Origin of the sequence: Saccharopolyspora soli (assembly GCF_022678645.1) — a bacterium.
GTDB lineage: Bacteria > Actinomycetota > Actinomycetes > Mycobacteriales > Pseudonocardiaceae > Saccharopolyspora > Saccharopolyspora soli.
On record NZ_JALBWV010000003.1, the window covers coordinates 21,349 to 48,211 of the forward strand.

Below are 26,863 nucleotides of genomic sequence, written 5' to 3' on the forward strand. Positions count from 1 at the left end.
ACCCGGTTGCGCACTCACGACCTATGCGGCTTCCCAAGCTTTGGCGAGGAGTTCGTAGGAGCGGACTCGGTCGGCGTGGTCGTGGGTGATCGTGGTGATCACGAGTTCGTCGGCATCCGTGGCGTCGCGCAGCGTCGTCAGCTTGCGCACCACGGCCTCCGGGGTGCCGACGAATTGCGTGTCGACCCGGTCGGCGACGATTTCGCGTGCCTGGTCGGTCCAGTCGAATTCGGCGGCTTCCGCCGGGCTGGGGAACCGGATCGCGCCGTCGCCAGCGCGGATGCTGTGCACCCACGGCGCGTAGGGCGCGGCCAGTTCGCGGGCCTTCGCGTCGGTGTCGGCGACCACCACGTCCGCCGACACCACCACGTACGGCCGCTCCAGCCTGGCGGAGGCGGTGAAGTCCTGCCGGTAGGCGGCCACCGCTTCGAGCACCGTGGACGGGCTGACGTGGTAGTTCGCCGCGAACGGCAGGCCCAGCGAGCCCGCGGTGGCCGAGCTCTCCCCGGCGCTGGAGCCGAGGATCCAGACGTCGAGGTCGGCGCCCTCAGCGGGCACGGCTTGTACGGATCTGCCGCTGGCGGTCCGGAAATCGCCGCGGATGAACCGGATGACGTGCTCCACCTGGCTGCGGTAATCCAGGGTCGATTCGCCGCGCTCGCCGACCCTGAGCAGGTGTTGCTGCTCCTCGATGCGGGTCAGGAAGCTCTTCGACTTGGCCAGCGCGCGGGGTTTGGGCGGGATCAGCAGTCCGTCGACCACTTTCGATTCGGGTGCCGGACCGTCACCGGGATCGACGAACCGGCGCACTATGTCGCGGGCCCGGCCGGGCCCGGACCGGCCCAGCCCGAGGTCGATGCGGCCGGGGTGCAGCTGCGCGATCGTGCCGAACTGCTCGGCGACCACCAGCGGCGCGTGCTGGCCCAGCAGCACGGCGGCGGAGCCCACCCGGATCCGGCTGGTCGCGCCGGCGACCAGCGCGATCAGCACCGCCGGTGCCGCCGAGGCGACGCCCGGCGTCAGGTGGTGCTCGGCCACCCAGTACCGGTGGTAGCCGAGGTGTTCGGTTCGCTGCGCGAGGTCGATGGTGTTGCGCAGGGCGTCGGCCGCGGTGCCTGTGGACACGATGGGCGACAGGTCGAGGATCGACAGCGGTGTGGGCATCAGCGCGACCTCCAAGCTGGCCTGGTCATGACGCGGTTCTCGTGCTGCGCCGGGGGTTTTGCAGCGGTGCCAGCCCGAGGTTGTCGCGCAGCGTGGAGCCGGGGTATTCGGTGCGGTACACGCCGCGTTCCTGCAGCAGCGGTACCACGGTGTCGGCGAACTCGTCGAGACCGCCGGGAGTCAGGTGCGGGACGAGGATGAAGCCGTCGGCGGCGTCTTCCTGCACGAACCGGTTCATCGTCTCGGCCACGGTCGCCGGGCTGCCGATGAACGACTGCCGTGCTGTCACCTCGATGATCAGTTCGCGGATGGACAGCTTCTTGGCTTCGGCCAGTTCCCGCCACTGCCGGGCGGTGTCGAGCGGATCTCGGAAGCGGCGGGTGCTCGCCCGGCCCTTGGTGATGGTGTCGGTGCCGACCTGGGGGTCGAAGGCGGGCAGCGGCCCGTCCGGGTCGAACTCGCTGAGATCGCGGTTCCACAGCTGTTCCAGGAAGCGGATGGCGGTCTGCGGGCTGACCTGCTGGTGCCGGATGTGGTCGGCGCGTTCCTGGGCCTCCGCGTCGGTGTCGCCGAGCACGACGGAAGTTCCCGGGAACACCAGCAGTTCGTCGCGCGACCGGCCGTGCCGGGCGAGTCGGCCCTTGACGTCGGCGTAGAAGTCCTTGCCCGCCTGGAAGGTGGCGTGCCCGGTGAAGATCGCGTCGGCGGATGAGGCGGCGAATTCGCGACCCGCGTCGGAATCACCGGCCTGGAAGATCACCGGTCGGCCCTGCGGGCTGCGCGGCACGTTGAACCGACCCGCGATGTCGAAGTGCGAGTCGTGGTGCTCGAAGCTGCCCGCTAGCGGATCGGTGAGGAAGGTTCCGGTGGCCTTGTCGGCGACGATCTCATCGCCGTGCCACGAGTCGAAGAGTTCCTGCGCGGTGCGCAGGAACAGTTGGGCGCGCTCGTAGCGCTGGTCCTCGGGCAGGAAGCCGCCGCGCCGGAAGTTCTCCCCGGTGAACGCATCCCACGAGGTGACCACGTTCCAGGCCGCCCGGCCGCCGGAGAGGTGGTCGAGGCTGGCGAACTGCCGGGCCACTTCGTAGGGCTCGTTGAACGTCGAGTTGATCGTGCCCGCCAGTCCGAGGTGCTCGGTGACCGCGGCCAGCCCGGCCAGCACGGTGAACGTGTCCGGGCGGCCCACCACGTCCAGGTCGTAGATCTGCCCGGCGTGCTCCCGCAATCGCAATCCTTCGGCGAGGAACAGGAAATCGAACTTCGCGCGTTCGGCGGTGCTGGCCATGTGCTGGAACGAGGAGAACTCGATCTGGCTCAGCGAAGCCGGATCGCTCCACACCGTGGTGTTGTTCACGCCCGGGAAGTGCGCGGCCAGATGAATCTGCTTGCTCACTGGTGTCCTCCGGCGGTGACGGCGTAGCGGCTGGCGGGACGCGGCAGGCCGAACCGCTCGCGCAGCGTGTGGGCTTCGTAGGCGGTGCGGAACACCCCGCGCCGCTGGAACTCCGGGACGAGGTCTCGGGTGATCGCGGTCAGGTCGTGCGCAATGGTGCCGGGCCGCAACCGGAATCCGGTCAGACCGGCCTCGGCCCAGGACAGCAGCCGGTCGGCGAGTTCGGCTGCGGTCCCGGTGAACACCGGTGCGTCCGAGGTGTACTCGGCGCCGTCGAGCTCGTCCAGCCGGGCCTTCCGGTCGGCCGCGTGCTCGCCGAGGAACACGACGAGGTCGCCGAAGACGTGCAGGGTGTCCGCCGCCCGCCTGGCGTCCAGTTGCTCGGCGCGGATGCGGCTTTCGATGATCCGCGCTTGTTCGGCGTCGTGCGGGGTGATGAACGCGATGTCGGCGGAGCCTGCCACGAACCGGTGCCCGGCGGAGTCGGTGGCCAGGGCGGTCACCAGCGGTTGCCCCTGCGGCGGTCGAGGCGTGATGGACGGTCCCTTGACGTTGAACCACTTCCCGGCGAAATCGATGTAGTGCAGCTTGTCGCGGTCGATGAACCGGCCGGTCGCGACATCGCGGATCTCCGCGTCGTCGTCCCAGCTGTCCCACAACCGCCGCACCACTTCGACGTAGTCGGCCGCTTCGTCGAAGAGCTCAGCCGCGTGCACGTCACGGCGGCCGAAGTGCGCGGCATCGCTGCGGCGGCCGGACACCTGCGCCTGCCACCCGGCCCGGCCCGTGCTGATGTAGTCGAGGCTGGCGACGGCTTTCGAGACGTGGAACGGCTCGGTGTGGGTGACCACCGCGCTGGGCACCAGGCCGATGTGCTCGGTGCGGGGCGCGACGCGGGCGGCGATCAGCCCCGCGTCGAGTCGGCCGCGCACCTGGTCGGTCCGGTCGTCCGGTCCGTCCGCCCGGCTGGACTGCGGCCCGAGCGCGTCTTCGAAGGTGACGAAGTCGAGCAGCCCGCGTTCGGCCTCCTGCACCAGATCGACCCAGTACCCGGCGGTGAACAGTTCGCCGGGCCGCGCGTCTTCGGCCCGCCATGCGGCGGGATGCCAACCGGCGCCGTCCAGCGCCACCGCGAGGTGCAACTTCTGCTGTGCTGCCATGGGCAGGTCCTTCCGGCCAGCGGTGGGCACTGGGACGGCGGTGTCCACAGTGTTGGGTCAAGCCAACGATCGTTCGAACAGCGGGTCGACGTTGACCTCCTGCGGGAGGAAACCGGCCCGGCGGTAGTCCGCGGCCACCGCTTGCAGTGCCGCGACAACGGAATCGTCGATCGGGACGGCGGTGAACGGGCTGCGGTTCTGGATCAGTTCGGACGCCGCCGGGGAGATCCCGGTGTTCTCGGCGTAGATCTTCGCGTAGGCGTCGCGATTGGCGTTGGTCCAATCCCACGCCTGCTTGTAGCGGCCCACCAGGTCGGCCAGCGCCGCGCGCTTCGCCTGGTCTTCGAGCGCTTCTTCGGCCGCGACGAGGTAGGTGTGCCCAGCGCTCAACCCCTCGGCGGTGGTGAGCACCCTGGCACCGCTGACCTGCGCGGCAGCGGTGTAGGGATCCCAGGTCGACCAAGCCGTGATGTTGCCGCTTTCGAACGCGGTGCGCGCTTCGGTCGGCTGGAGGAAGTTGAAGGTCACCGAATCCGGCGCGAGTCGATCGCGTTCCAGCGCCTTGAGCACGAGGTAGTGGCCGATGCTGCCGCGCGTGGTCGGGCTGATCGACTTGCCGCGGAGGTCCGTGACGCTGGCCACCGGGGAGTTCGCGGGCACCAGGATCGCGGTGCCGGTCGGATTGCGGTGCAGCACCCCGATGACCTTGATCGGGGCCTTGGCGGCGAATGCGGTCAAGGTCGGCGCGTCACCGGCGATCCCGACGTCGCAGGCGCCCGCCCGGATCGCTTCCAGGAGGGGCTGCGCGGCGGGGAAGTCCGACCACTGCACCTGGTACGACGTCCCGTTCAGCGCCTGCGACGCGGTGAGCTGGGACCGGTAGCCGCCGTTCTGGTCGGCGACCCGCAGGTTCGCGGGCTGCCCGGTCTGTTCGGAGGCGCCTGGCGCGCAGGCCAGCAAGGGGAGTGCGGATGCCGCGAGCAGGCCACCGCGGAGAACTTGCCTGCGGGACAGCGTGGTCATGTGGTTCGGGTGCTCCTAGTTCGGAAAAAGTGCGCACGTGGAACAAAAACGGCACGGCCGGGTGAGAGGAACGATTCGGCGAACGGTGCCGGACTGCGTATGCTCAGCGCCGCGGACAGGCGGCGGCGATGACCCGGAGGAGGTCGACGTGGTCCCTGGTGACCAACTGCACCGACTGAGCCATGACTAGCACGCTAGAAGCGCTACCAGCGAGCGTCAACGGATCACCGCGGCTGCCCACGATGTGGGCGCGCCGTCGGATCAGCGCAGCGAGATCGTTGCCGGGCCCGCGGGTAGCACTCGGCCGATCACCGGTGCGCCGGGAACTTCGCCGACCACGAGCAGCCCACCAGAAGTTTGCGCGTCGGCGAGCAGCAGCAGGTCTTCCTCCGACGCCAAGCCGGGATCGAGGTGGTCGCGGACCCAGGCGAGGTTCCGACGGGTTCCGCCGCTGACGAAGCCCGCGCGCACCGCATCCCGCGCGCCGTCGAGGTACGGCACGGCGGCGATGTCGATCTCGGCGGCGGCGCCGGACGCGCGCATCGTCTTGAACAGGTGGCCGAGCAGGCCGAACCCGGTGACGTCGGTGGCGCACACCGCGCCCGCCCGCAAGGCCGCCAGCGCCGCGTCGTGGTTGAGCGTCGTCATCGCCTCGATCGCCTGCTCGAAGCGCTGCCCGGTGCTCTTGTGCCGGGTGTTGAGCACGCCGATGCCCAGCGGTTTCGTCAGTGACAGCGGTAGTCCCGGCTGCGCGGTGTCGTTGCGCAGCAGCCGATCCGGATCGACCAGCCCGGTGACCGCCAGGCCGTACTTGGGTTCGGGGTCGTCGACGCTGTGCCCACCGCCGACGTGGCAACCCGCCAGCGCGGCGACGTCGAGGCCACCGCGAAGCACCTCGGCGGCCAGTTCGAACGGCAGCACGTCGCGCGGCCAGCCGAGCAGGTTGACCGCGAGGATCGGAACGCCGCCCATCGCGTACACATCGGACAGCGCGTTCGTGGCGGCGATGCGGCCCCAGTCGTAGGGATCATCCACCACGGGGGTGAAGAAATCCGTGGTGGCGACGATTCCCGGTCCGCCATCGGCGCGCACCACGGCCGCGTCGTCGCCGGTGTCCAAGCCCACGAGCAGCTCAGCGTTCGGCCGCGCGATGGCGGCGGCCAGCCCGTCGACGACGGATTCCAGCTCGCCGGGCGGAATCTTGCAGGCACACCCGCCGCCGTGCGCGTACTGGGTCAGACGAATCGATTCGGACCCGGCCATGCCCTGCATTACAGCACCGCGACCCCGCTGCGGCAGGGGAGCCGGGTGCTGGTCCAGCGGAGACGGACGGGAATCGAACCCGCCGCACCGAGGTGCTCGGTGCCATCGGCTTTGAAGGCCGTGGGGGCCACCAGGCGCCCAAACGTCTCCGACGACCACTCTAGTTCCGACCAAACCGAGGCACGCGACGACGAGCACCCGACGGCTGGTCGTGAGTGCGCAACCGGGCTCCAGCCCGGCTATCCACTCACGACCCCAGGCGGGTGAGGAGTGAAGGGCACCTTTTACCCAGTTACTTGGTAGGAGGTGCCCTTCACTCCGTTCCCGTCACGCTGTGGTGCCACAAGATGCGGTTCGCTCCAGCCCGGTTGTGCACTCACGACTGCTTGCGGGCCGCATGGCAAGTGGTGTTTCGCGTGCGGGGCTCTGATTCCCTTGGGGAATCACGGCGGATGGCAAGATGTCATGGCGGAAACAGCGGCGTGAACGTAATTTCGCACGTGCGATCACGTCGCACCGGCAACGGGGCCCGGAGAGGGGCAGGCAATGGAGCTACGTCATCTTCGCTATTTCGTGTCGGTTGCCGAAGAACTCCACTTCCGCCGGGCGGCGGAGAAGCTGCACATCGTGCAACCCGCGTTGAGCAAGCAGATCACCGCATTGGAGCGGGAACTGGGCATCGAGCTGTTGCAACGGGACCGGCGGCACGTCGCCCTGACCGAGGCCGGGGAGAGCTTCCTCCAGGAAGCGATCGAGATCCTCGCGCACACCAACGGCGCGATGCAGCGGGCGCAAGCGATCAGCCGGGGCGAGGTGGGGCGGCTGAACATCGGGTTCATCCACCCCGCACTGGCGGACCTGCTGCCCCGCTCGCTGCGCCGGTTCCGGCAGCACTATCCCGCGGTCAAGATCACCTTGAGCGAGGCCACCAGCCGGGCCGCGATCGAAAAGGTCGCCAGCAGGAGCATGCATTTCGCCTTCACCCGGCTGCCCGTCGCCGAGCGGCCCGACCTGTTGACGGAACCGGTCTCCGAGGAACCGGTGCTGCTGGTCGTGCCCCGCGGGCATCGCCTGGCGACGGCCGCCACCGTGATGTTGGGCGACCTGGCCGACGAGGACCTGATCTTCGTCGCCAGGCAGGTCGAGCCGGAGTTGCACGACTACTACGTCACCACCTGCGTGAACGCCGGATTCAGCCCGCGACTGGCTCAGGAGGTCAACAGCACGTCGGTGGCCATCGGCCTGACCGCCGCCGGGCTCGGCATCACCTTCGCGCCCGCGTCGGCCAGGATCACGGCGCAGCGCAACGTGGTCTACCGCGACATCACGGGCCCGGCACCGACGCTGACGATGGGCGCGCTTTACCACGCGGGACGCAAACCGGCGATCCTGGAGAATTTCCTGGCCCTGCGTCCCTGGGAACCAGCGGCGCCCGGCTCGGCCACCGGCGCGACGGGGCGCTTGCCGGAAGTTGGTTGCCGTTGATGCCAGCGGCTCAGTCCGGGACGTGACCTGTCGCCACGGCGGTTTCCGGCACCGTGTCGATGCGCTGGCCCGTCCGCTCCTCGTGTCCGTAGAACACCATGCTGGCCGCGGCCAGGAACCCGGCGATCGTGGTGGCGATGAACACCACGGACGCTCCCGGCAACGCACCGCAGATGTACGGCCCCAGGATGCCTCCCAACCGGCCGACCCCGAGCATGTATCCCACGCCGGTGCTGCGCGCGTTGACGGGATAGCTCATCGCGGTCACGTTGTTCAGCGGGTAGAGCACGGCGGCGATGAAGAATCCGGTGGCACTGACCGAAATCAGGGAGATGAGCGGGTCGGTCACGGTCACCAGGACCACCGCGCTCAGCGAACCGAGGACCAGCCAGACGATCATCGAGATCCGCTGCGGCAACCACTTGTCGGCGACGTAACCGCATGCGAACCCGCCGACGATGGAGCACAGCTCGAAGGAGATGGCGAAGAACAGGCTGCCGGTGAAGCCGTAACCGCGCGCCAGCATGATGTTCGGTGCCCAGGTGATGAGCCCGTAATTGTCGAACAGGACGAAGAACGACGTTGCCCACAGGGCGAGTGTGGTGACGAGGTAGCCGCGGCCCAGCGGAATCAGCCAGGCGCGTCGCGTTCGCTGTTCACCTGCCGTCCGAATGCCGCCGCCCGCTTGCGCGTACGCGGCGGCCCGGTCCGGTCGAAGCCGGGACAGCAGGCTGATCGCCTCGCGATTCCTCCCGCGCGCTGCGAGGTATTCCACCGATTCCGGGAACACGGCGAGGTAACCGATGCCCAGGAGCACCGAAAGACCGCCGATGTGCAGCAGAATCCGCCAGCCGAGGTCCTGGGCGAGCACGATGCCGAGCACCGGCGCGATGATCCCGCCGACGGCGAATCCGGCCAGCGAGATCGTCGCGATGCGGTGCCGGAGGTTGCGGGGCAGGAACTCGTTGATGTAGGCCGCGCACAACGGCATGATCACGCCGAGACCGATACCGGTCAGGAACCGGAGTGCGACGAAACCGGCGAGCGAATCGACGAGCAGTGCGGTGAGCACGCTGAACCCGCCGGAGATGACGAGCCCGGCGATGAGGGTGGGTTTGCGTCCGATCCGGTCGGCGATCACCCCTTGGCCCAGCGAGCCGACCATCACCCCGACCAGCGCCGAGGACACCAGCAGCCCGCTTTCGGCGCCGCTGAGTTCCCAGGTCCGCTGGACGAACGGAATGACGTACGGCGTGACCATCGTGTTGTAGCCGTCGATGGTGATCGCGAGCAGCGCCAGCACGACCACCCACCAGTGCAGCGGCCGCATGCTGGCCTGGTCGAGCTCCTCGCGAACGTCGATTTCCGCCTGGGGCATTCGAACTCCTTTGTCCGCTCATCGCCCACCTGCTTCCCGTGCACCGCTGCGGTTCGCGGGCGCTGCGATGCGTCTCAGATTCGGTGGCGGGCCCGACGTAGTCCAATAACTGTTGGATTCGATTGAGCACCTGCGGGAATAACCGCGGGCCTGATCACCGTCGGCCATCAGTGCGCACGAACAACCATCAGCGATGACGCTGGCGCACCTTGCTGGTCCGGGGAAATCGCGCCTAATTTCTGGCTGCACCACGTTGTCGAATCCAGCACGCCGCGTCACCTTCGCACGGCGGTCCGGGGCAGATCAGGGGAGTGTGAATGAACGAGGTCTTGTCGCGTTCCGGTACCGGTGACGCCGGTTCGGCCATCGACCCGGACGAGATCGTCCGCACCGCGGAAAGCCTGTACGGCCTCTTGGACAAATATGCCGCGAGCAGCGACGAGCAAGGCGTGCTGCACGACGCGGTCGTGTCGGCTTTGCACGATGTAGGCGCGGTGAAGATGTTCCTGCCGAGAGAGCTCGGCGGACTGGAGTTGCGACCCACCGACGCCATGCGACTCATCCGCGCGCTGTCCTATGCCGACCCGTCAGCGGGCTGGGCGGGCATGGCCCTGGCGACCGCGACCGGCCTCGCGGGTGCGTTCTTCCCCGCGGACACCGCGCGCGAGCTGTTCGCCGAGGGTTCCCGAACGGCGATCGCCGGGCAGGGCACCAAACCCGGTCGTGCGGTGCCGGTCGACGGCGGGCACCTGGTCAGCGGGGAGTGGAGCTTCGCGTCGGGCATCAAGCACGCCACGCACGTGCACACCGCCGCGATCGACGCGGTGACCGGGCAGTCGCGCTTCTTCGTGCTGCCCATCGCGGAGGCGACCATCATCGACAACTGGGAAGTGCTGGGACTGCGTGCGACCGGAAGCCTCGACTACGTGCTGGACGAGGTGTTCGTACCCATCGGATACAGCTACCCGTCGCTGAGCCGGGAACCGGTCACCGGCGGCGACCTGTACCGGCTCGGCATCGGGAACCTGGCCAGCATCAACCACGGTTCGTGGGCGCTCGGCGTCGGCAGGCGGATGCTCGACGAACTCGCGGCCTTCGTCAGGAGCACTGGCCGGGGGTTGGGTGACGCGTTCCACGGCGAGTACGCGACAGCGGAAGCCACCTTGCGCAGTGCCGAAGCACTTCTCTTCGATGCCTGGCGCGATATCGAACGCACCCAGGACCGCGGTGACCACCCCAGCGTCCGGCAGGAGACGCTCAACCGCCTCGCGCTCAACAACGCGACCTGGTCGATGCAGGCGGTCGCGGAGTTCGCGTACCGGTCAGCGGGCACCATCGCACTGCGGTCCGGGGTGATCCAACGGCTGTTCCGGGATGTGCACGCGGGTACGCAGCACATCAGCTCCTCGGCGACCATCCGGCAGTCCTGCGGCCGTGAATTGGCTGGCTTGGCCGAGAAGGAGCGGTGGGTCCACTTCCGCCTCGTCCGCGAGGACGGTTGACCGATCCGTCCGCTGTGGACTCGGCCCGTTGTGATCGGGGCGACTTTCGGCCACCTGGCGCCGCTTCGGCGGTCGTAGGATGTTGGCGTGCCGTTCGCGACGAGTACCGATGAAGCCAAGATCTACTACCAGGTGCGCGGTTCGGGCGAACCATTGGTGCTGCTCAGCGGACAGGCGAACACCCATCACTGGTGGGACAACGTGCACGCCGATTTCGAGCACAGCTACCAGACCGTCGTGCTGGACTACCTCGGCACCGGGCACAGCGACAAGCCCGAGGACGCGGAGTACAGCGTCCGCCGCTTCGCCGCGGACGTGATCAGCATCCTCGACGAACTCGACATCGCCCGCGCGCACGTCTACGGCGCTTCGATGGGCGGCAAGGTCGCGCAGTGGGTGGCTGTGGATCACCCTGGCAGAGTCGGTGCGCTGGTCCTCGGCTGCACCTCGGTCGGCGGCGCGCACGGGCTGCGCGCGGACGCCGAGGTGACCCGCTCGCTGGCGCAGCCGTCGGCGGAGGCCGCGCGCGAGGCCCTGATCGACCTGATGTACACGCCGGGCTGGGTGCGGACCCATCCCGGTCCGTACGTGACGCTCGGCGGACCGATGCCCGGCCACGCCCGCCGCGGGCACCTGCGGGCCAGCAACGACCACGACAGCTGGGCGGTGCTGGATAGGTTCACCGCTGCGACGCTGGTGCTGCACGGCACCGACGACATCTTCAGCCCGGTGGGCAACGCCGCGATCATCGCCGACCGAATCCCCGGTGCCGAGCTGCGCTACATCGACGGCGCCAGGCACGCGTACTTCGAGGAGAAGCAGGCCGAGGCCTCCGGTGCGGTGCTGCGGTTCCTAGCCGAGCACCCGCTCCGCTAGCCGCATCCGGTGCCGCTCATCGCGGGTAGATGTCGGGCAGGCCGAAGGCCGGGAACAGGCTGACGTCGAAGAACGCGACGGTGTGCTTGATCGCGGCACCTTCGAAGTCCAGCACTTGCAGGTGGAACGGCCGGAATTCGCCGTCGGGTTCGCGCATGTAGACGCCGAAGGCGAGCTGGCCGTTGGCGTGGGCGGGCAGCAGCCGCATGTCGTCCGGCCCGGCCGGGCACTGCGCGTCGACCAGGCGACCGATCTGCTCGGCACCGCGCACCCAGGTGAGGAACGGCGGCATCTCCCAGACCGCGTCCGCGGTGAACAGCTGCACGATGGCTTGGATGTCCTTGGCCTCGAAGGCCGCCACGTAGCGGTCCAGCAACTGCTGCTGCTCGGCGGTCAGCGATTCGGCGGTGTCCGCTTCCGACGGCTTGACCTGGTCGAGCTGGGTGCGGGCGCGTTGCAGGATGCTGTTGACCGCTGTCGTGCTGGTGCCGAGTGCGTCAGCCACCTCGGATGCCTTCCACTTCAGCACCTCGCGCAGGATCAGCACCGCGCGCTGCCGGGCGGGCAGGTGTTGCAGGGCCGCGACGAACGCCAGCCGGGTGCTCTCCCGCACGCCGACGATCGTCGCCGGATCGGTGTGGTCGTCGACGATCATGGCGTCCGGGATCGGCTCCAGCCACGGCACCTCGGACGACTCGACCAGTTCGCCGCCGGCGTCGTCGGCGGGTCCGCCCAGGCCGGTCGGCAGCGGTCGGCGCTTGCGGTTCTCCAACGCCGTCAGGCAGGTGGTGGTGGCGATCCGGTACAGCCAGGTGCGCAGCGACGACCGGCCCTCGAACCGGTCGTAAGCGCGCCAGGCCCGCAGGTAGGTCTCCTGCACCAGGTCCTCGGCGTCGTGCAGCGAGCCGAGCATCCGGTAGCAGTGCGCCAGCAGTTCCCGTCGAAACGGGTCGGCCTGCGCGACGAAATCGTCGTCGACCATCGTTGAGGTGGTCATAGCTGTGCCCTTCCGGCTGCCATACCTGTGATTTTGGGACTCCGCTCAGTGCACGAGCCAGCCGAACGGGTCAATCTCGACAGTAGTCGAACCCACCGACAGAACCGGTGTCATCGGACCTGGATCCAGCACCGGAATGCGAGCTCTGCTGAGCGGCGTCGGCGAGGCTGGTGCGACAGCGCGGGCGGCTGGGGCAGGATCACCGGGCAGCGGTTGGATCTTCTCGATCCGGATGTCCGAGGAGGGGTGGGATGTACTCTCGCGCGCTCGCGCCGCGTCGTGCCGTGGTGGTCGGGGCCGGGATGGTCGGGTTGTCCACGGCATGGTTCTTGCAGGAGCACGGCTTGGAGGTGGTGGGGCTCGACCGCAGCGGGGTCGCGGCGGGCGCGTCGTGGGGCAATGCGGGATGGCTGACGCCGTGCATGGCGGTACCGCTGGCCGAGCCCGGTGTGCTGTCCTCGGCGGTGCGGTCGCTGGGCGATCCGAACGCGCCGCTGCACGTGCCGTTGCGCCCGGACCCCGCGGTGCTGACCTTCCTGGCGAAGTTCGCGGCCCGCTGCACGCCGCGGGCATGGCGGCGTTCGATGGCGGCGTTGGTGCCGGTCAACCGGTTGGCGTTGGAGACCTTCGACGAGCTGACGGCGGGCGGCGTCGCGGCGAGCACGCGCAACGGTCCGATCGTCGTCGGTTTCGCGGGATCGGCGCACAGCGTGGAGCTGTTGCACGAACTGGACGAAGTGCGCAGCGCCGGATTCGACGTGCACTACGAGCGGATCGAGGAACCGCACGTTCCGCAGTTGTCCGGGCAGATCACCGAGGTCCTGCGCATCGATGGCCAGCGGCACTTCGAGCCCGGTCCGTTCGTGCAGGCGCTCGCTGATTCGGTGCGGGAGCGCGGCGGGCGGATCGTGTCCGGCGCCGAGGTGCGGGCCCTGCGGCACGGGCCGGGTGGCATCGCCGTGGAGACGTTCACCGGACCGCCGGAAAGGGCCGATGTCGTGGTGGTGGCGACCGGGGCGTGGCTGCCGGAACTGGCGCGGCGGCTGGGCGTGCGCCCGCAGGTGCAGGCAGGTCGTGGGTACTCGTTCAGCGTCGCGACCGAAGAACCGGCCGAGACTCCGATATACCTACCGGCCGCGCGGGTGGCATGCACCCCGTACCAGGGACGGCTGCGCATCGCCGGAACGATGGAGTTCCGCAACCCGGACGACCCGCTGCAACCCGCGCGGGTCGCAGCGATCGTGCGATCGGTGCGGCCGCTGCTGTCCGGTGTGGACTGGTCGGATCTGCGGGACGTGTGGGTGGGGCCGCGTCCGATGACGCCGGACGGGCTGCCGGTGCTCGGGCCGACGAGACTGCCGGGCGTCTACGTCGCGGGCGGGCACGGGATGTGGGGTGCCACGCTCGGCCCGATCAGCGGGAAGCTGCTGGCCGAACGGATCGTCACCGGTAGCACGCCCGCGCAGCTGCGGCCCTTCGATCCGCTGCGCTGACCGTCAGCTGTGGCCGTGGCGCCAGTAGCCCATGAACGCGACGGCCTGCTTCGGAATGCCGTAGTCGCGGACCAGCAGTTGGCGCAGCCGCTTGATGACGGCAGCCTCGCCCGCCAGCCAGCCGTAGAACTGGCCGGGTGCGGCATCGTCCGCGGGCACGTCCCACAATGTCGCGGCATCCACGTCGACCTCGTCGAGGTCCGCCACGCCACCACGCGACCGGGGGTGCAACTCGTCGAGCGCCGCGGCGACGCCTTCCTCCAGCAACTTGCCGTGCGGTGCGCTCGCGCAGCGTGGGAACCAGCGCACCTCGACCCCGTCGGGCACGGCCCACTCCTGCCGGTCGTGCTCCTCGGGCACCTCCAGGCAGACGATGCCCCGAGCGCACGGCGGCAAGGTCTCGACGATGGAGGCGACCGCGGGCACCGCGGTCTCGTCACCGGCCAGCACCAGGTGGCTGGCCGATGCGGGCGGCGCCCACTCGCAGCCCCACATGCGTCCGGTGCCCGGCCGGTCCGGGCCGAGCACGCCGATTTCGTCGCCGGGGCGGGCCGTCGCGGCCCACGTGGCGGCAGGCCCGCTGTGCCCACCCGGACCGCCGTGCAGCACGAAGTCGATGTCGAGTTCGGCGGGTTCGGGCCGGTAGGAGCGGACGGTGTAGGTGCGCAGGACGGGACGGATCTCGTCGGGCAGCGCCAACCACTGCTGGTACCAGTCCGGTCCGTTCGGGAAGTCCGCCAGGGTGCGGCCGGGCTGCGCGAGCACCAGCTTGATCCGCTGGTCGACGCCGCCCGCGCCGAAATCGCTCAGGCACTCGGCGGTGAAGGTGAGCCGGACGAAGCTGGGGCCGAGTCGCCGCACCCGCGCCACTTCGACGGGGAACAACCGGTATACGGGCTTGTGCCCGGTCCGCGTACCTGCCATCGGAAACCTCCCGAGATCAGGTGCTAGGTTAGCCTAGCCTTACGAAAATGGGAGGTTGGTGTGCGTCACAAAATCCGAGCCGCTGCCGCGTCGCTCGTCGTCGCCGGTGCGTTATCGGCATGCGCCTCGCCTGGTCAGGGCGACCAGGGTGGCACCGGTTGGTCCTACACCGATGATCGGGGGATCACCGTCAACGCGGCTGGGCGCCCGGAGCGGATCGTCGCGCAGGTCTCGGCGGCCGGTGCGCTCAAGGACTTCGGTGTCAACGTGGTCGGCACCTTCGGCCCGCTGGTGCGCGACGACGGCTCGACCGAGCCGGAAGCGGGCAGCATCGATCCCCGCCAGGTCACCGACGTCACCGGGCCCGGCTACGGCGAGGTGAACCTGGAACGGCTGACCGCACTGCACCCCGACCTGCTGGTCAGCGGCAAGTACGCGGAGTTCGCCGGGCTGTGGCACCTGGTCCAGGACCAGGAGGAGATGGTCAAGCGGATCGTGCCGACGGTCGGCGTCCAGCAGTCCGGCATCGCGCTGCCCGAAGCCATCGCCAAGTACAAGGAACTGGCTCGCGCGCTCGGCGGCGACGTCGACTCGGCGCGGGTCAAGGACGACGAGGACAGGTTCAACGCCGCGGCGCAACGGCTGCGCGACATCGGGGCGCGGATGCGGGCCGAGGGCAAGTCGATCCTGGCCGTGGGCGGTACCAAGGACGAGTACTTCGTGGTGGTTCCGGCGCGCAACCCCGATCTGGACTACTACGTCAAGGAACTGGGCCTGCCGATCACCACGCCGCAGCACCCGGACGTCGCCGGTGGCGGTTACTTCGAGCGGCTGTCGTGGGAGAAGGCCAACGCCTACCCCGGCGACGTCCTGCTGTGGGATGCCCGGCCCGCGTCGATGAAACCGGAGCAGATGAAGCAGAACCCGGTGTTCGCGTCGCATCCGGCGGCTGCCGCGAACCGCTTCGTGGCGTGGGACGCCGTCGCGCCGATGAGTTACGCGAGCTATGCCGGGATCATGACCGAATTGGCCGATCAGCTGGAGGCCCAGTTGGCCCGCTGACCCACAGCGGAGTCCGATGTGGACGGTGGCATCGGCGGCACGTCCGCTCGGTTCGGTCGTTGGCGGAGGTATCCTCACGGATCGGTCGCCTTCCCGCTGGGCGCCCGGAAGCACGGACTGGCTCAGTTGCACGACCTCGCGCAGCTGTCGAGGATCGTCGTCGGGTCGGGCCCGCACATGGGTGCGACCTCGACGGAGGGAACTGGATGTACGTGCGCGAAGCAATCGGCCAGGTACTGCACCAGCTCGGGGTGCGAACTGCGTTCGGCGTGGTGGGCAGCGCGAACTTCCACTACACCAACGCGCTCATCACGGCTGGTGTCAAGTTCGTCGCAGCGCGCCACGAAGGCGGTGCCGCGGTGATGGCGGATGCGTATGCGCGTCTCACGGGCGAGGTCAGCGTGCTGTCCGTGCACCAGGGCTGCGGATACACCAACTCGTTGACCGGGGTGGCGGAAGCCGCCAAGAGCGGCACCCCGCTCCTCGTGCTCGCTCCGGAGGCCACCGAACCCACCTCCAACTTCTTCGTCGAACAGGGCGAGATCGCCAGGGCGCTGGGCGCCGTTCCGCTGCGCGTGCGGTCCGCTGCCACAGCCGTCGCCGACGTCACGCGAGCCTACGAGGTATGCACCCAGCAACGCCGCACCGTCGTGCTGAACGTGCCGATCGACATCCAGGACCAGGAACTTCCGGACCAGCCGATCCCGACCGACAGGCGGGTGGTCGTCGGGCCGACCAGCCCGGCCGACGCCGAGGTCGAGCGGTTCGCGACGTTGCTCGAAGAGGCTCGACGGCCGGTTTTCGTGGCAGGTCGGGGCGCGAGGTCTCCGGAGGCTCGTGCCGCGCTGCTGGCGCTGGCCGAGCAAGCGGGCGCTGTGTTGGCGACGTCGGCGGTCGCTCGGGGACTGTTCAACGGCGAGCCCTGGAACATCGACGTGGCTGGCGGCTTCTCCACACCACTCGCCGCGGAGCTGATCTCCGGTGCCGACCTCATCGTTGGCTGGGGATGCGGACTCAACATGTGGACGATGCGGCACGGCCGGTTGATCGGTGCGGACTGCGCCGTCGTCCAAGTGGACATCGACCGAACCGCCATTGGTCGGCACCGCCAGGTCGACCTCGGACTTTGGGGTGACGTGGCAGAAACCGCGCGGGTGGTGACCACGTCGCTCGCGGGGCGCGGTGCTCTGCGGGCGGGATATCGGACCGCCGACGTCCGGGCCCGCATCGAGCGACAGGGCCGGTGGGAGCAGGTCCCCTTCGACGATGAAAGCGCCGACGGCCGCATTGATCCCAGAACCCTGACCGTGGAGATCAACAGGATTCTCCCGCGAGAGCGCACAGTCTCGGTGGACTCCGGCAACTTCATGGGCTATCCGAGCATGTACCTCGACGTCCCGGACGAGAACGGCTTCTGCTTCACCCAGGCGTTCCAATCGGTGGGCCTAGGGCTGTCCACGGCCATCGGCGCTGCCCTGGCCCGTCCGGATCGGCTGCCGGTCGCGGCCTGCGGTGATGGCGGGTTCCTGATGGGCATTGCCGAGTTGGAGACGGTCGGTCGACTGGGGCTGCCGATGCTGGTGATCGTCTACAACGACGCCATGTACGGCGCGGAAGTCCACCACTTCGCGGACAGCGGCGCGCCGCTTGGCGCAGTGCGCTTCCCGGACAGCGATCTGGCGGCGATCGCCAGGGGGTACGGATACCAGGCGCTGACCGTGACCCGCCGCGAAGACCTCGCCCCGCTCAACGACTGGGTGGACGATCCCGGCCGGTGCCCGATGGTCATCGACGCCAAGGTCACCACCAACTCCGGCTCCTGGTGGCTCGCGGAAGCCTTCGGGCACTGAGAGCGGTTCCGGCAAGTCGCCTACTTTGGACCGTGGAGTAGGAGGTGTCCCAGCGTGTCCCAGTGTTGTCCGCCGTCTCGTTCCGCCGCGCACTCCGGCCCAGCTCAGGACGTGCGTCCGGCTCGCGCCGCCGACTCCGAGGGCTTGGTCGTGCTGCCCGGCGGGACGTTCCGGATGGGAACAGTCGACAAAGACGGCTTCCCCGAGGACCACGAGGGGCCGGTGCGTGCGGTGACCGTCGCGCCGTTCGCGATCGACGCCTGCTGCGTCTCGAACGCGCGGTTCGCCGAGTTCGTGGACGCGACCGGGTTTCGCACCGAGGCGGAGACGTTCGGCTGGACCTACGTGTTCGCCAAGTTCGTGCCGGGTCAGCTGCGGAAGAGTTCACCGCGACCGCAGCAGACACCGTGGTGGTGCGGCGTGTCCGGGGCGTACTGGCGTGCGCCGGAAGGGCCCGGCAGCACCGTCGAAGACCGGTGGGACCACCCCGTCGTGCACATCTCGTGGCATGACGCGATGGCCTACTGCAGGTGGGCGGGTCGGCGGTTGCCGACCGAGGTCGAGTGGGAGTACGCCGCCCGAGGTGGGCTGGACCAGGCGCGGTACCCCTGGGGCGACGAGCTCACCCCCGGCGGGGAGCACCGGTGCAACATCTGGCAGGGGAACTTCCCGGTGCGCAATACCGCGGAAGACGGCTACCTCGGTACCGCGCCCGCGGACGCCTACCAACCGAACGGCTTCGGCCTGTACAACGTGTCGGGCAACGTGTGGGAATGGTGTGCCGACTGGTTCGATCCAGGGCAGACCGGCCGGGCGATGCGCGGCGGGTCGTACCTGTGCCACGACTCGTACTGCAACCGCTACCGGGTCGCCGCCCGCACCGCGAACACGCCCGACAGCTCCAGCGGAAACCTGGGTTTCCGCACCGCCGCCGACGTCTGACCGCGGCTACTGGACCAGGGAGTCGACGAGGGTCTTGGCGATGTTCGCCAGTTGCTCGCGGTCGTGGTGCACGCGCTCCATCACGGCGATGCCCCTGGTCGTGGTGACCACCAACCGGGCGGCGTCGCGCGGGTCGACGGCGAGCGCCGCTTGGTCGTCGATCGTGGTCAGCGCGTGGTGGACGGTTTCCTCTAGGGCGTCGAGCAATTTGCGGACCACGGCTTCGACCTGCGGCGCCTCGATGCTGGCGTCGATGGCCGTGCGAGTCGACAGGCATCCCCTGGAGGGGCGTCCGAGGGTGATCGACCGGATGCAGTAGTCGAAGAAGGCCAGCAGCGCGCTCCGCTTGTCGGGCTCGCGCAACGATTCCGCGGCACCGGCGAGGAACTGGTCGGCGTAGCTGCGGAAGGCGCGGAGGAAGATCTCCTCCTTGCCGCCGTACGCGTGGTAGAGCGACCCGCGCTGCACGCCGGTCGCCGCCGCCAGGTCGAGCATCGACGTCGCGCGGAAACCGCGTGTCCCGAAAACTTCCAGAGCGCGGCCGAGGGCCTGTTGCTCGTCGAAACGACGCACTCCCGCCATCTGTCCCCATCCACCTCGACCGGAGATGTGCGACTCGTCGATCCGCACATCGCAATGTTCGATCCCGCGTCGCGCGCAGCCCGAGGCGGGGTCCGGCTACGCCGAGGTCAGCTTCTGGAACAACTCCCACGAGGCGCGTTCGACCCAGTTGTGCAGCAACTTGCCGTCCTCGCGCACCGCCCAGACCGCGGTGCCGGTGACGGCGATCTGCTGCCCGTCGGGTTCGGTGCCGAGCACGCCGTTGTTCTTGCCGTGCAGCCGCCACCTGGATGCGACCCGGCTTCCGTCCTCGTTCTGGAAGGTTTCGATGACCTCAAGTTCGAGATCGTGGACCTTGTCGAGGAAGGCGGCGATCCACGTCTTGAAGTTCTCCCTGCCGACGATGTCCTCGCCAGCGTTGGTGATCACGAAGTCCTCGACCACGAACCGGTCGACCGCGTCGGGGTCGTGGCCGTTCCAGACCGCCTCCCAGAACGCCTCCACGATCTCGACCGAATTCCGGTGCCCCACTCGATCTCTCCCGAGCTTGTTTGACACTACTGTCAAACATACTTGCCGCCGCAACTCCCGTCCAGCGCCCCACCTGCGCTGTTGCGGTTGTTACAGAACGCGCACGTCTTCCGCGCGGGGCCAGGACATGACAGCGGCACCGTTGCTGGTGTTCGAGATTGGCGGCGTTGAGAGGACGGCCGGGATTGACAACGGGGACCAGGCAGGCTGGTGGCGGGGTGCGGTGGTTGTTGATGCCCCTCGCCGGTGCGCTGACCGCGGCGTTGGCGGCGTGCGCCGGTGTCTCGGTCACGGCGACGGCGTCGGAGCACGACGACGGCAGCCTTCCGGAGGACCGGAAGGTCACTCCGTTCGACACCGGGTACGCGGCCGTCGGCAGGCTCGACCCCGCGCTGCTGAAAGCGGTGCAGGAGGCCGCCGAGGATGCGCGGGCGGACGGTGTCGAGTTCGTCGTCGCGTCCGGCTGGCGGAGCAAGCAGTACCAGCAGCGCTTGCTCGACGAGGCCGTTGAGAAGTACGGCAGCTTGGCGGAAGCCAGGAAATACGTCAACGACCCGGAGAAGTCCACCCACGTGTCCGGCAAGGCGGTGGACATCAACCCGACCGACGCGGACGACTGGCTCATCCAACACGGTTCCGACTACGGGCTCTGCCAGGCGTACGCCAACGAGATGTGGCATTTCGAGCTGCTGACCAGTCCGGGCGGGCAGTGCCCGGCTCAGCGCTCCGACGCAGCGGGCTGAAACGCCGGTGCTGCCAACAAGCCCGCAGGCTTGTTGGCAGCACTCGCAGACGTCACTTCAAGACAGCCTTTATCGTCTGTTTTTGAGCGGCGTAGCCGCTTGCGGTGTGGGACTCAGCTCGCACCGCCGCGGGTTCTCAGGAGTCGTCTCGCGAGGACAGCCACGACAGTGCAGTGAAACTGCGAATTGGAAGTACATGATGTCGGGGATCCCACAGCGAGGCGGCGTCTGAGGTTCCGCTACCCGCGCCGCTACGCAAACCACTTCTGGAAATAGTTTCTAGTCCAGGAGGTCCTCGATCACGATCGGGATGTTGCGGACCCGGATTCCGGTGGCGTTGTAGACGGCATTGGCGACGGCTGCCGCCATGCCGACTGTGCCGATTTCGCCCAGTCCTCTTGCGCCGACAGCGTTGTGCAGCGTGTCCGGGTACTGGACGAAGTGGACGCCGACGTCGGGGATGTCCGCGTTCACCGGGAGCAGGTAGCCCGCGAAATCGCCGTTTGCCAGGCGACCGTTCTCCTCGATCTCCAGGCCCTCGTGCAGCGCCGCCGACACGCCCCAGATCATGCCGCCGATGATCTGGCTGCGAGCCGCTTTGTCGTTGATGATCCGGCCCGCGTCGAACACGCCGAGCATCCGGGACACCCGTGCTTCGCGCGTCCACCGGTGCACGCGGACCTCGCAGAACTGGGCACCGAACGAACTGAACGAGTGCTTGGTCATCTCCTCGCCGGGGGCCGACGAGCCAGTCGCGGACAGCGACGAGCGGTTCACCGCCCGCAGCACCTCGCCGAACGTCATGCTCTGGCCCTCGGCCAGCACGCGACCGTCCGCGTATGAGACCTCCATGCCGTCGAACGGCGCGCCTGGAGAGGACGCCAAGGCCAGCAGATCGTCGATCGCCGTCGCCGCGGCGATCATGATGGCCGTGCCCGCGCTCGCCGTACCGGTCGAGCCGCCCGACATGCCGCCGGGTGGGAACGCCGAGTCGCCCAACCGCGGCGTGATCTTCTCCGGCGAGATGTCCAGCGATTCCGCACCCACCAGGGAAAGCACGGTCAGCAGGCCGGTTCCCGGATCAGCCCCGCTGGTCGAGACCACGGCCGTGTCGTCCGCCTGCAAAACGACCTCGACCGTGGCCGGGAATCGCAGGGCGGGGAACATCGCGGTGGCTGTGCCGAGCCCGACGAGCCAGTCGCCGTCGGTGTGACCTTGCGGCGAGCGGTTCGCCCAGCCGAAGCGCTCCGCACCGATGCGGAAGCACTCGTCGAGGTGTTTGCTGGACCACTGGAGGTCCTTGCCGGGCGGCGCGGTCGAGTTGTTCCGCATGCGCAGCTCGATCGGATCCATGTTCAGCCGGACCGCCAGCTCGTCGATCGCGCTCTCCAGCGCGAAGGATCCGGGCGCCTCACCCGGCGCTCGCATGAACGTGGTCGGCGGGATGTTCAGCGGCACCATCTTCTGGCTGATGGCCAGGTTCTGGGTGGCGTACCACTCCCGCGAGGTGCCGTGCGAGGTCGGTTCGACGAACGACCGGTCCGCTGCCGTGCTGCACCACGAGTCGTGGCGCAGTGCGATCAGCGTGCCGTCGGTGTCCGCGCCCAACAAGATCTTCTGCAACGTCGCGGCGCGGCCCGCGGTCGCGCTGAAGACCTGTTCGCGGGTGAGCGCGGCCTTGACCGGCCGGTCGAGGGCCTTGGCCGCAGCCGCTGCCAGGAACGCTGGCGCGGAGGTGCGGGCTTTGCCGCCGAAAGCCCCGCCCACGAAGGGATTCACCGAGTGGACCGAGGCCGGGTCCACGTCCAGCGCCGCGGCCAGCTCCGCAGCCTGGAGGTTCGCCCCTTGGTTTCCGCTGTAGACGGTCAGGCCGTCGGCGTCCCACACCGCGACCGCGGAATGCGGCTCCATCGCGGCGTGGTTCTGGGTAGCGGTGGTGTAGGTCGCCTCGACGACCACCGGACTCGCCGCCAGCGCGTCCTCAATGGACTCGACACCGTCCGCGAGGACTTCCAGGGACGGGGGTTCTTCCCGAGCCACGGGCGGCGCGTCCTCGGCCGAGGCGAGACCGTCCTCCAGGGAGGTCAAAGCTGGCCGTTGGTGGTACGCGACCTCGATGAGCATGGCCGCGTCCCGTGCCTGTTCGAAGGTCTCCGCCACTACGAACCCGATCGGCTGGCCGTAGTAGGTGACTTCCTTGTCCTGCAGGGGAACCCACGTTTCACCGAAGAGCGGGGAACTCGGCCTGCGCAGCTCCAGCGGGTCGAACGGCGAGTACACGCCGATCACACCGGGAGCGCTGTTCGCCGCTGTGACGTCCATGGCTGCGATCTCGCCGTGGGCGATCGTGCTGAGCACGACGTACCCGTAGGCCATACCGGGGAAGTTGTTGTCCGCCCCGTACTTCGCCTGTCCGGTGACTTTCAGCGGGCCGTCCAGCCTGCTCGTCATGAATGGCTCCCCTCGGTCAGTTCGAGCAGTGCGCGGACAACGGTCCGCTTCAGCAGGGACACCTTGAAACCGTTCGCGGACAACGGCCTGGCGCCATCGGCCGCCGCGGACGCGGCCTCCTCGAAGGACTCCAGGGTCGCTGGCGCACCGCGCAAGGCGTCCTCGACCGCTGCCAGCCGCCACGGCACGGTGGCCACGCCACCAACCGCCACCCGAGCGTCGACGATGCGCGAGTCCTGGATGTGCAGCGCGACCGCGGCCGAGCACAACGCGAACTCGTAGGACTGCCGATCCCGCACCTTGACGTAGGTGGAGTTCGACGCCCAGTCCAGCCGTGGGACCCGCACCTCGGTGATCAGCTCGCCGGGGCGCAGGTCGTTCTCCACCTCGGGAGTGCCACCCGGCAGGCGGTAGAAGTCGGCCAGCTTGACGGTGCGGCTTCCTGGCGCGCTGAGCAGTTCGATCTCCGCGTCGAGTGCGGTGAGGGCGACAGCCACGTCACTGGCGTGCGTCGCCACGCACGAGTCGCTCGTGCCCAGCACGGCGTGCATCCGGTTGGCCCCCGAGATCGCGGAGCAGCCGCTGCCGGGTTCCCGCTTGTTGCACGGCATGGCGACATCGCGGAAATACGTGCAGCGGGTGCGCTGCAACAGGTTCCCGCCGATGCTGGCCATGTTCCGCAGCTGCTGGGAAGCGCTCAGCAGCAAGGCGCGCGAGATCGCCGGGTACACACCGGGGTGCTCCGCGATGTCGCCCATCCGCTCCAACGCGCCGATCCGCAGCCCGTCGCTGGTGTCGATGCCGCGCAACGGCAGCCCGTTGATGTCCAGGACGTGTTGCGGCGTCAGGACATTGAGCTTCATCAGGTCTACCAGGGTGGTCCCGCCAGCCAGGAAGGAGCCGGGGGAGGCGAGTGCCGCTTCGACGGTCGCGGGTGCCGTTAGTTCAAAGGGACGCATCGACCCGCCTCGCTTGTTCGACTGCCGCGACGATGTTCGGATAGGCCGCGCAGCGGCAGATGTTGCCGGACATGAACTCCCGGACGTCCTCGACGCCCTGTTCGACCGCGGCGACCGCCGACATGACCTGCCCGGACGTGCAGAACCCGCACTGCAGGGCGTCCTGGTCGACGAACGCCTGCTGGACCGGGTGCAACTGGTCGTCCGCGGACAGTCCTTCCACCGTGGTCACCGGCTGCTGCACGGTGGCGGCCAGAGTGAGGCACGAAAGCACGGGCCTGCCGCCGACGTGCACGGTGCAGGCGCCGCACTGGCCCCGGTCGCAGCCCTTCTTCGGGCCGGTGATGGCGAGCTGTTCCCGCAACGCGTCGAGCAGCGTCACACCGGGATCGACACTCAGCTGTTCTGTCCTACCATTGATTTCGAGTGAGATGTCCACTGGATCTCTTCCCCGCCGATCGTCCTCTGGAACGGCCTGGCGGCATGGTTGTCGTGGTGGGATTACGTCGAGTCCGCCGCAGAGCGGTACCGGATATTCATCCGCTTGGCCGAGGCTAGCGGATTCTTATCCGCTTCGCAATGAATGTTCTCACCCCCGGGGTTGCTCCAGGTCCAGCCGGTTTTGCATTACATTTCACCAAGGTCGACGCGGACAACCGGGAGGGACGATGACGACGGGATCGGTGAGCCCTCGACGCGCGGACACCCGGCGCAACCACGAGCGCATCCTCGTCGCGGCGGCGGAGTCGCTGGCCACGTCGGGCCAGGTCTCGTTCAACGCCATCGCGAAGCAGGCCGGGGTGGGGGTCGGCACGGTCTACCGGCACTTCCCCACTCCAGAAGCGCTGATCCTGGCGGTGTACCAGCGTGAGGTGCGACACCTCGTCGATGTCGTGCCGAGCCTGCTCAAGGCGCACACCCCGGAACGGGCTTTCCGGATCTGGACGACCGATCACCTAGCTCGCTACATGATGACCAAGCGCGGGCTCGCCAACGCCCTCAGCGCTGCGACGGCGTCCCGCGGGGAACTGCCCGCGAGCGCCTACCAGGCCATGATCGGCGCGGTCGCCGCGCTGCTGGACGCCAACGTCGAGGCCGGAACGGTCCGTGCTGGCCTGGAACCGGAGACGGTGCTGCGTGGGCTGGGCGGCCTGTTGTACCTCGACCCGAACGGCGACTGGCGGAGCCAGACCGCGAGCCTCACCGACCTGCTGTGGCAAGGCATGTGCACGGAGAAGTGCTGCCCGAAAAGCTGAGCCGGTCGACCGTTCGAGCTGAACGGCAAGATCGACGCCGAAGCGGCGTCAGTCCTGTTCGACTAGGGCCAGAACCCTGGTGGGGCTGCCCGAGCCGCCCGCGATCGGCAGCGGGGAGGCGATCAGCACCGCACCGGTGGGCGGCAGCAGGGCCAGGTTCTGCAGCTGGGTCAGGCCGTACTTGCCAGCGCCGAGCAGCAGCGAATGGCACGGGAAGGCCGGTTCGAAGGTGGGCGCCAGTCCGGCGTCGGTGCCGACGGTCTCCACCCCGATGCCCAGCAGCGAGGTCTCCTCGGCCAGCCAGCGGGCGCATTCCGGTGCGATTCCCGGTGTGTGGGAGCCGTTCTCGTCGGCGTTGAGGAACTCGTCCTGGTCGCCGCTGCGGGTGTCCCAGCCGGTGCGCAGCAGCAGCCAACCGTCCGCGGGCAGCGGGCCGTGGGTTCGCTCCCAGTCGCGGATGTGGTCGATCTCCAGCAGGAAGTCGGGATCGTCGGCGACCTGCGCGGCGAAGTCCAGGACGACCGCCGGACCGATGAGCTGGCGCGGCGGGACCGAGGCGATGTCGAGCCCGTCGCGTCCGGTGATCCAGTGCACCGGCGCGTCGAAGTGGGTTCCGGTGTGCTCGCCGGTGTGGATGTTGTTCCAGTACCAGGCAGGTCCGCGGTCGTCGAACCGGCTGATCTCCTCCAACTGGAAGCCGATGGTGTTCGCGAACGGCTCCGGCAGTTGCAGCACGGGCACTTCGGGGGTCAGGCGCGCGGTGAGGTCGATGACGCTGATGCGCCCGGACGTCAGAGCCCGCAGGAGTTCGGTGAGGACGGCCACCTTGGTGCCTCCCAGGTCCGGATGGTGGAAACGTGCGGATCCTACTTGGCCGTCGTGGGCCTGCCAACGTACGACGATTTCGGCTGCACAGCACCAGATCAGGCGACGCCAATGTGGATCTGGTCGGGGCCGCGCGGTCCGGCCGCTGTTATCGTGCTCGCGTGACGACGGACATGATGACGGATGACGCGGTGGTCGGTGAGCTGACCGGACGCGGCGTGCAGCCCCGGCAGCTGATCGTGACCGTCTACGGCCTGTACGCGCGGGAGTCCGGTGGCTGGCTGTCGGTGGCGTCGCTGGTGCGGCTGCTCGCGGACCTCGGCGTGGACGAGCCAGCGGTCCGCTCGTCGATCTCCCGGCTGAAGCGGCGCGGCATCCTGCTCGCTGAGCGGCGCGGCGGTGCGGCGGGTTACGAATTGTCCGGTGCGGCGCTGGAGATCTTGCGGGAGGGCGACGAGCGGATCTTCCGCCGGGAGCGCGCCACGCTGGCCGACGGGTGGGTGCTGGCGGTGTTCTCGGTGCCGGAGTCCGAACGGCAGAAGCGGCACGTGCTGCGCACCCAGCTGACCCGGCTCGGATTCGGCACCGCCGCGCCGGGCGTGTGGATCGCACCGGCGAACCTGCGGGACGCGGCCTCCAGCGTCCTGCGGCGCTACGAGCTGGACGGCTACGCCGACCTGTTCCACGCCGAGCACCTCGCTTTCGGCGATCTGCGGACCAAGGTGTCGCAGTGGTGGGACCTCGATCAGTTGCAGGCGCTCTACGGCGAATTCATCGGGGTGCACCGGCCGGTTGCGCAGCGGTGGCGCCGCCGCCGCGCGCCGCGCGGTCCGGAGGCGTTCGCCGACTACGTGCGGGTGCTGACCGACTGGCGGCAGCTGCCCTACCTGGACCCCGGTCTACCCGCCGAACTGCTGCCCGCGGACTGGAACGGGGCGGTGGCCGCGGAGTTGTTCTTCACCCTCAAGTCCTGTCTGGAGCAGCAGGCCCACGACCACGTCGAGACCGTCACCTCGCGGTCGTGA

General features: G+C 68.8%; 24 protein-coding genes and 1 tRNA gene. 10 read left to right on the forward strand and 15 right to left on the reverse strand.

Annotated elements, in window-relative coordinates:
- Positions 1–21: 21 nt before the first annotated feature.
- From MOQ72_RS02930 to MOQ72_RS02955, 6 genes are all read right to left on the reverse strand, one after another.
- Positions 22–1,164, reverse strand: coding sequence for an MsnO8 family LLM class oxidoreductase (locus tag MOQ72_RS02930; protein ID WP_242180395.1), 1,143 nt, complete (start codon positions 1,162–1,164; stop codon positions 22–24).
- A gap of 25 nt (positions 1,165–1,189) precedes the next feature.
- Positions 1,190–2,557 (reverse strand): NtaA/DmoA family FMN-dependent monooxygenase, encoded by a 1,368-nt coding sequence (locus MOQ72_RS02935; RefSeq protein ID WP_242180396.1) that lies wholly within the window; start codon positions 2,555–2,557, stop codon positions 1,190–1,192.
- Positions 2,554–3,717: an LLM class flavin-dependent oxidoreductase gene (locus MOQ72_RS02940; protein ID WP_242180397.1), complete on the reverse strand. Its 1,164-nt coding sequence runs from the start codon at positions 3,715–3,717 to the stop codon at positions 2,554–2,556. The genes MOQ72_RS02935 and MOQ72_RS02940 overlap by 4 nt, the downstream gene beginning before the upstream one ends.
- A 57-nt stretch (positions 3,718–3,774) precedes the next feature.
- Complete coding sequence (locus MOQ72_RS02945; protein WP_242180398.1) at positions 3,775–4,740, reverse strand: ABC transporter substrate-binding protein; 966 nt, start codon at positions 4,738–4,740, stop codon at positions 3,775–3,777.
- A gap of 261 nt (positions 4,741–5,001) precedes the next feature.
- Entirely contained in the window at positions 5,002–6,003 is a 1,002-nt protein-coding gene (selD, locus tag MOQ72_RS02950; protein ID WP_242180399.1) for a selenide, water dikinase SelD, read from the reverse strand.
- Positions 6,004–6,059: 56 nt separating this feature from the next.
- A tRNA-Sec gene (locus MOQ72_RS02955) sits at positions 6,060–6,153 on the reverse strand.
- A gap of 396 nt (positions 6,154–6,549) precedes the next feature.
- Between MOQ72_RS02955 and MOQ72_RS02960 the strand changes: the two genes are divergently transcribed.
- Entirely contained in the window at positions 6,550–7,488 is a 939-nt protein-coding gene (locus tag MOQ72_RS02960; RefSeq protein WP_242180400.1) for a LysR family transcriptional regulator, read from the forward strand.
- 10 nt (positions 7,489–7,498) lie between these two features.
- Here the strand turns inward: MOQ72_RS02960 and MOQ72_RS02965 are convergent, their stop codons facing one another.
- Positions 7,499–8,866 carry an MFS transporter gene (locus tag MOQ72_RS02965; RefSeq protein WP_242180401.1) on the reverse strand — a complete coding sequence of 456 codons (1,368 nt, stop codon included), beginning with the start codon at positions 8,864–8,866 and terminating at the stop codon, positions 7,499–7,501.
- 317 nt (positions 8,867–9,183) lie between these two features.
- Between MOQ72_RS02965 and MOQ72_RS02970 the strand changes: the two genes are divergently transcribed.
- Positions 9,184–10,368, forward strand: coding sequence for an acyl-CoA dehydrogenase family protein (locus tag MOQ72_RS02970; RefSeq protein WP_242180402.1), 1,185 nt, complete (start codon positions 9,184–9,186; stop codon positions 10,366–10,368).
- A gap of 87 nt (positions 10,369–10,455) precedes the next feature.
- Positions 10,456–11,244 (forward strand): alpha/beta fold hydrolase, encoded by a 789-nt coding sequence (locus MOQ72_RS02975; RefSeq protein ID WP_242180403.1) that lies wholly within the window; start codon positions 10,456–10,458, stop codon positions 11,242–11,244.
- A 16-nt stretch (positions 11,245–11,260) separates the two neighbouring features.
- Here MOQ72_RS02975 and MOQ72_RS02980 read toward each other — a convergent pair whose 3' ends face one another.
- Positions 11,261–12,241, reverse strand: coding sequence for a sigma-70 family RNA polymerase sigma factor (locus tag MOQ72_RS02980; RefSeq protein WP_242180404.1), 981 nt, complete (start codon positions 12,239–12,241; stop codon positions 11,261–11,263).
- A gap of 251 nt (positions 12,242–12,492) precedes the next feature.
- On the opposite strand from MOQ72_RS02980, the gene MOQ72_RS02985 reads away from it, so the two are divergent.
- On the forward strand, positions 12,493–13,734 hold the full coding sequence (locus MOQ72_RS02985; protein WP_242180405.1) for an NAD(P)/FAD-dependent oxidoreductase: 1,242 nt from the start codon (positions 12,493–12,495) through the stop codon (positions 13,732–13,734).
- Between the two features lie 3 nt (positions 13,735–13,737).
- Here the strand turns inward: MOQ72_RS02985 and MOQ72_RS02990 are convergent, their stop codons facing one another.
- Entirely contained in the window at positions 13,738–14,658 is a 921-nt protein-coding gene (locus MOQ72_RS02990) for a siderophore-interacting protein (RefSeq protein ID WP_242180406.1), read from the reverse strand.
- A gap of 60 nt (positions 14,659–14,718) precedes the next feature.
- Between MOQ72_RS02990 and MOQ72_RS02995 the strand changes: the two genes are divergently transcribed.
- The 3 genes from MOQ72_RS02995 (at position 14,719) to MOQ72_RS03005 (ending at position 18,512) form a co-directional block, all read left to right on the forward strand.
- Entirely contained in the window at positions 14,719–15,720 is a 1,002-nt protein-coding gene (locus MOQ72_RS02995; protein WP_242180407.1) for an ABC transporter substrate-binding protein, read from the forward strand.
- A 206-nt stretch (positions 15,721–15,926) separates the two neighbouring features.
- The gene (locus MOQ72_RS03000; RefSeq protein ID WP_242180408.1) at positions 15,927–17,570 is read left to right on the forward strand and encodes a thiamine pyrophosphate-binding protein; all 1,644 of its coding nucleotides are present in this window, start codon (positions 15,927–15,929) and stop codon (positions 17,568–17,570) included.
- 54 nt (positions 17,571–17,624) lie between these two features.
- Positions 17,625–18,512 (forward strand): formylglycine-generating enzyme family protein, encoded by an 888-nt coding sequence (locus tag MOQ72_RS03005; protein ID WP_242180409.1) that lies wholly within the window; start codon positions 17,625–17,627, stop codon positions 18,510–18,512.
- Between the two features lie 6 nt (positions 18,513–18,518).
- Here the strand turns inward: MOQ72_RS03005 and MOQ72_RS03010 are convergent, their stop codons facing one another.
- Positions 18,519–19,094, reverse strand: a complete 576-nt coding sequence (locus MOQ72_RS03010) for a TetR/AcrR family transcriptional regulator (protein WP_242180410.1) — start codon at positions 19,092–19,094, stop codon at positions 18,519–18,521.
- A 96-nt stretch (positions 19,095–19,190) separates the two neighbouring features.
- Complete coding sequence (locus MOQ72_RS03015; RefSeq protein WP_242180411.1) at positions 19,191–19,604, reverse strand: ester cyclase; 414 nt, start codon at positions 19,602–19,604, stop codon at positions 19,191–19,193.
- Between the two features lie 218 nt (positions 19,605–19,822).
- Between MOQ72_RS03015 and MOQ72_RS03020 the strand changes: the two genes are divergently transcribed.
- Entirely contained in the window at positions 19,823–20,347 is a 525-nt protein-coding gene (locus tag MOQ72_RS03020) for a M15 family metallopeptidase (RefSeq protein ID WP_242180412.1), read from the forward strand.
- Positions 20,348–20,626: 279 nt separating this feature from the next.
- Here MOQ72_RS03020 and MOQ72_RS03025 read toward each other — a convergent pair whose 3' ends face one another.
- The 3 genes from MOQ72_RS03025 to MOQ72_RS03035 are packed head-to-tail and all read right to left on the reverse strand — an operon-like array spanning position 20,627 to position 24,196.
- Complete coding sequence (locus MOQ72_RS03025) at positions 20,627–22,798, reverse strand: xanthine dehydrogenase family protein molybdopterin-binding subunit (protein WP_242180413.1); 2,172 nt, start codon at positions 22,796–22,798, stop codon at positions 20,627–20,629.
- Positions 22,795–23,757 (reverse strand): FAD binding domain-containing protein, encoded by a 963-nt coding sequence (locus MOQ72_RS03030; RefSeq protein WP_242180414.1) that lies wholly within the window; start codon positions 23,755–23,757, stop codon positions 22,795–22,797. Before MOQ72_RS03030 ends, MOQ72_RS03025 begins: the two co-directional genes overlap by 4 nt.
- Positions 23,744–24,196, reverse strand: a complete 453-nt coding sequence (locus MOQ72_RS03035; protein WP_242180415.1) for a (2Fe-2S)-binding protein — start codon at positions 24,194–24,196, stop codon at positions 23,744–23,746. The genes MOQ72_RS03030 and MOQ72_RS03035 overlap by 14 nt, the downstream gene beginning before the upstream one ends.
- 229 nt (positions 24,197–24,425) lie before the next feature.
- Between MOQ72_RS03035 and MOQ72_RS03040 the strand changes: the two genes are divergently transcribed.
- The gene (locus tag MOQ72_RS03040; protein WP_242180416.1) at positions 24,426–25,013 is read left to right on the forward strand and encodes a TetR/AcrR family transcriptional regulator; all 588 of its coding nucleotides are present in this window, start codon (positions 24,426–24,428) and stop codon (positions 25,011–25,013) included.
- A 48-nt stretch (positions 25,014–25,061) separates the two neighbouring features.
- On the opposite strand, the gene MOQ72_RS03045 is transcribed toward MOQ72_RS03040, so the two are convergent.
- Positions 25,062–25,838: a cyclase family protein gene (locus MOQ72_RS03045; protein WP_242180417.1), complete on the reverse strand. Its 777-nt coding sequence runs from the start codon at positions 25,836–25,838 to the stop codon at positions 25,062–25,064.
- Positions 25,839–26,011: 173 nt separating this feature from the next.
- Between MOQ72_RS03045 and MOQ72_RS03050 the strand changes: the two genes are divergently transcribed.
- On the forward strand, positions 26,012–26,863 hold the full coding sequence (locus MOQ72_RS03050) for a PaaX family transcriptional regulator (RefSeq protein ID WP_372495274.1): 852 nt from the start codon (positions 26,012–26,014) through the stop codon (positions 26,861–26,863).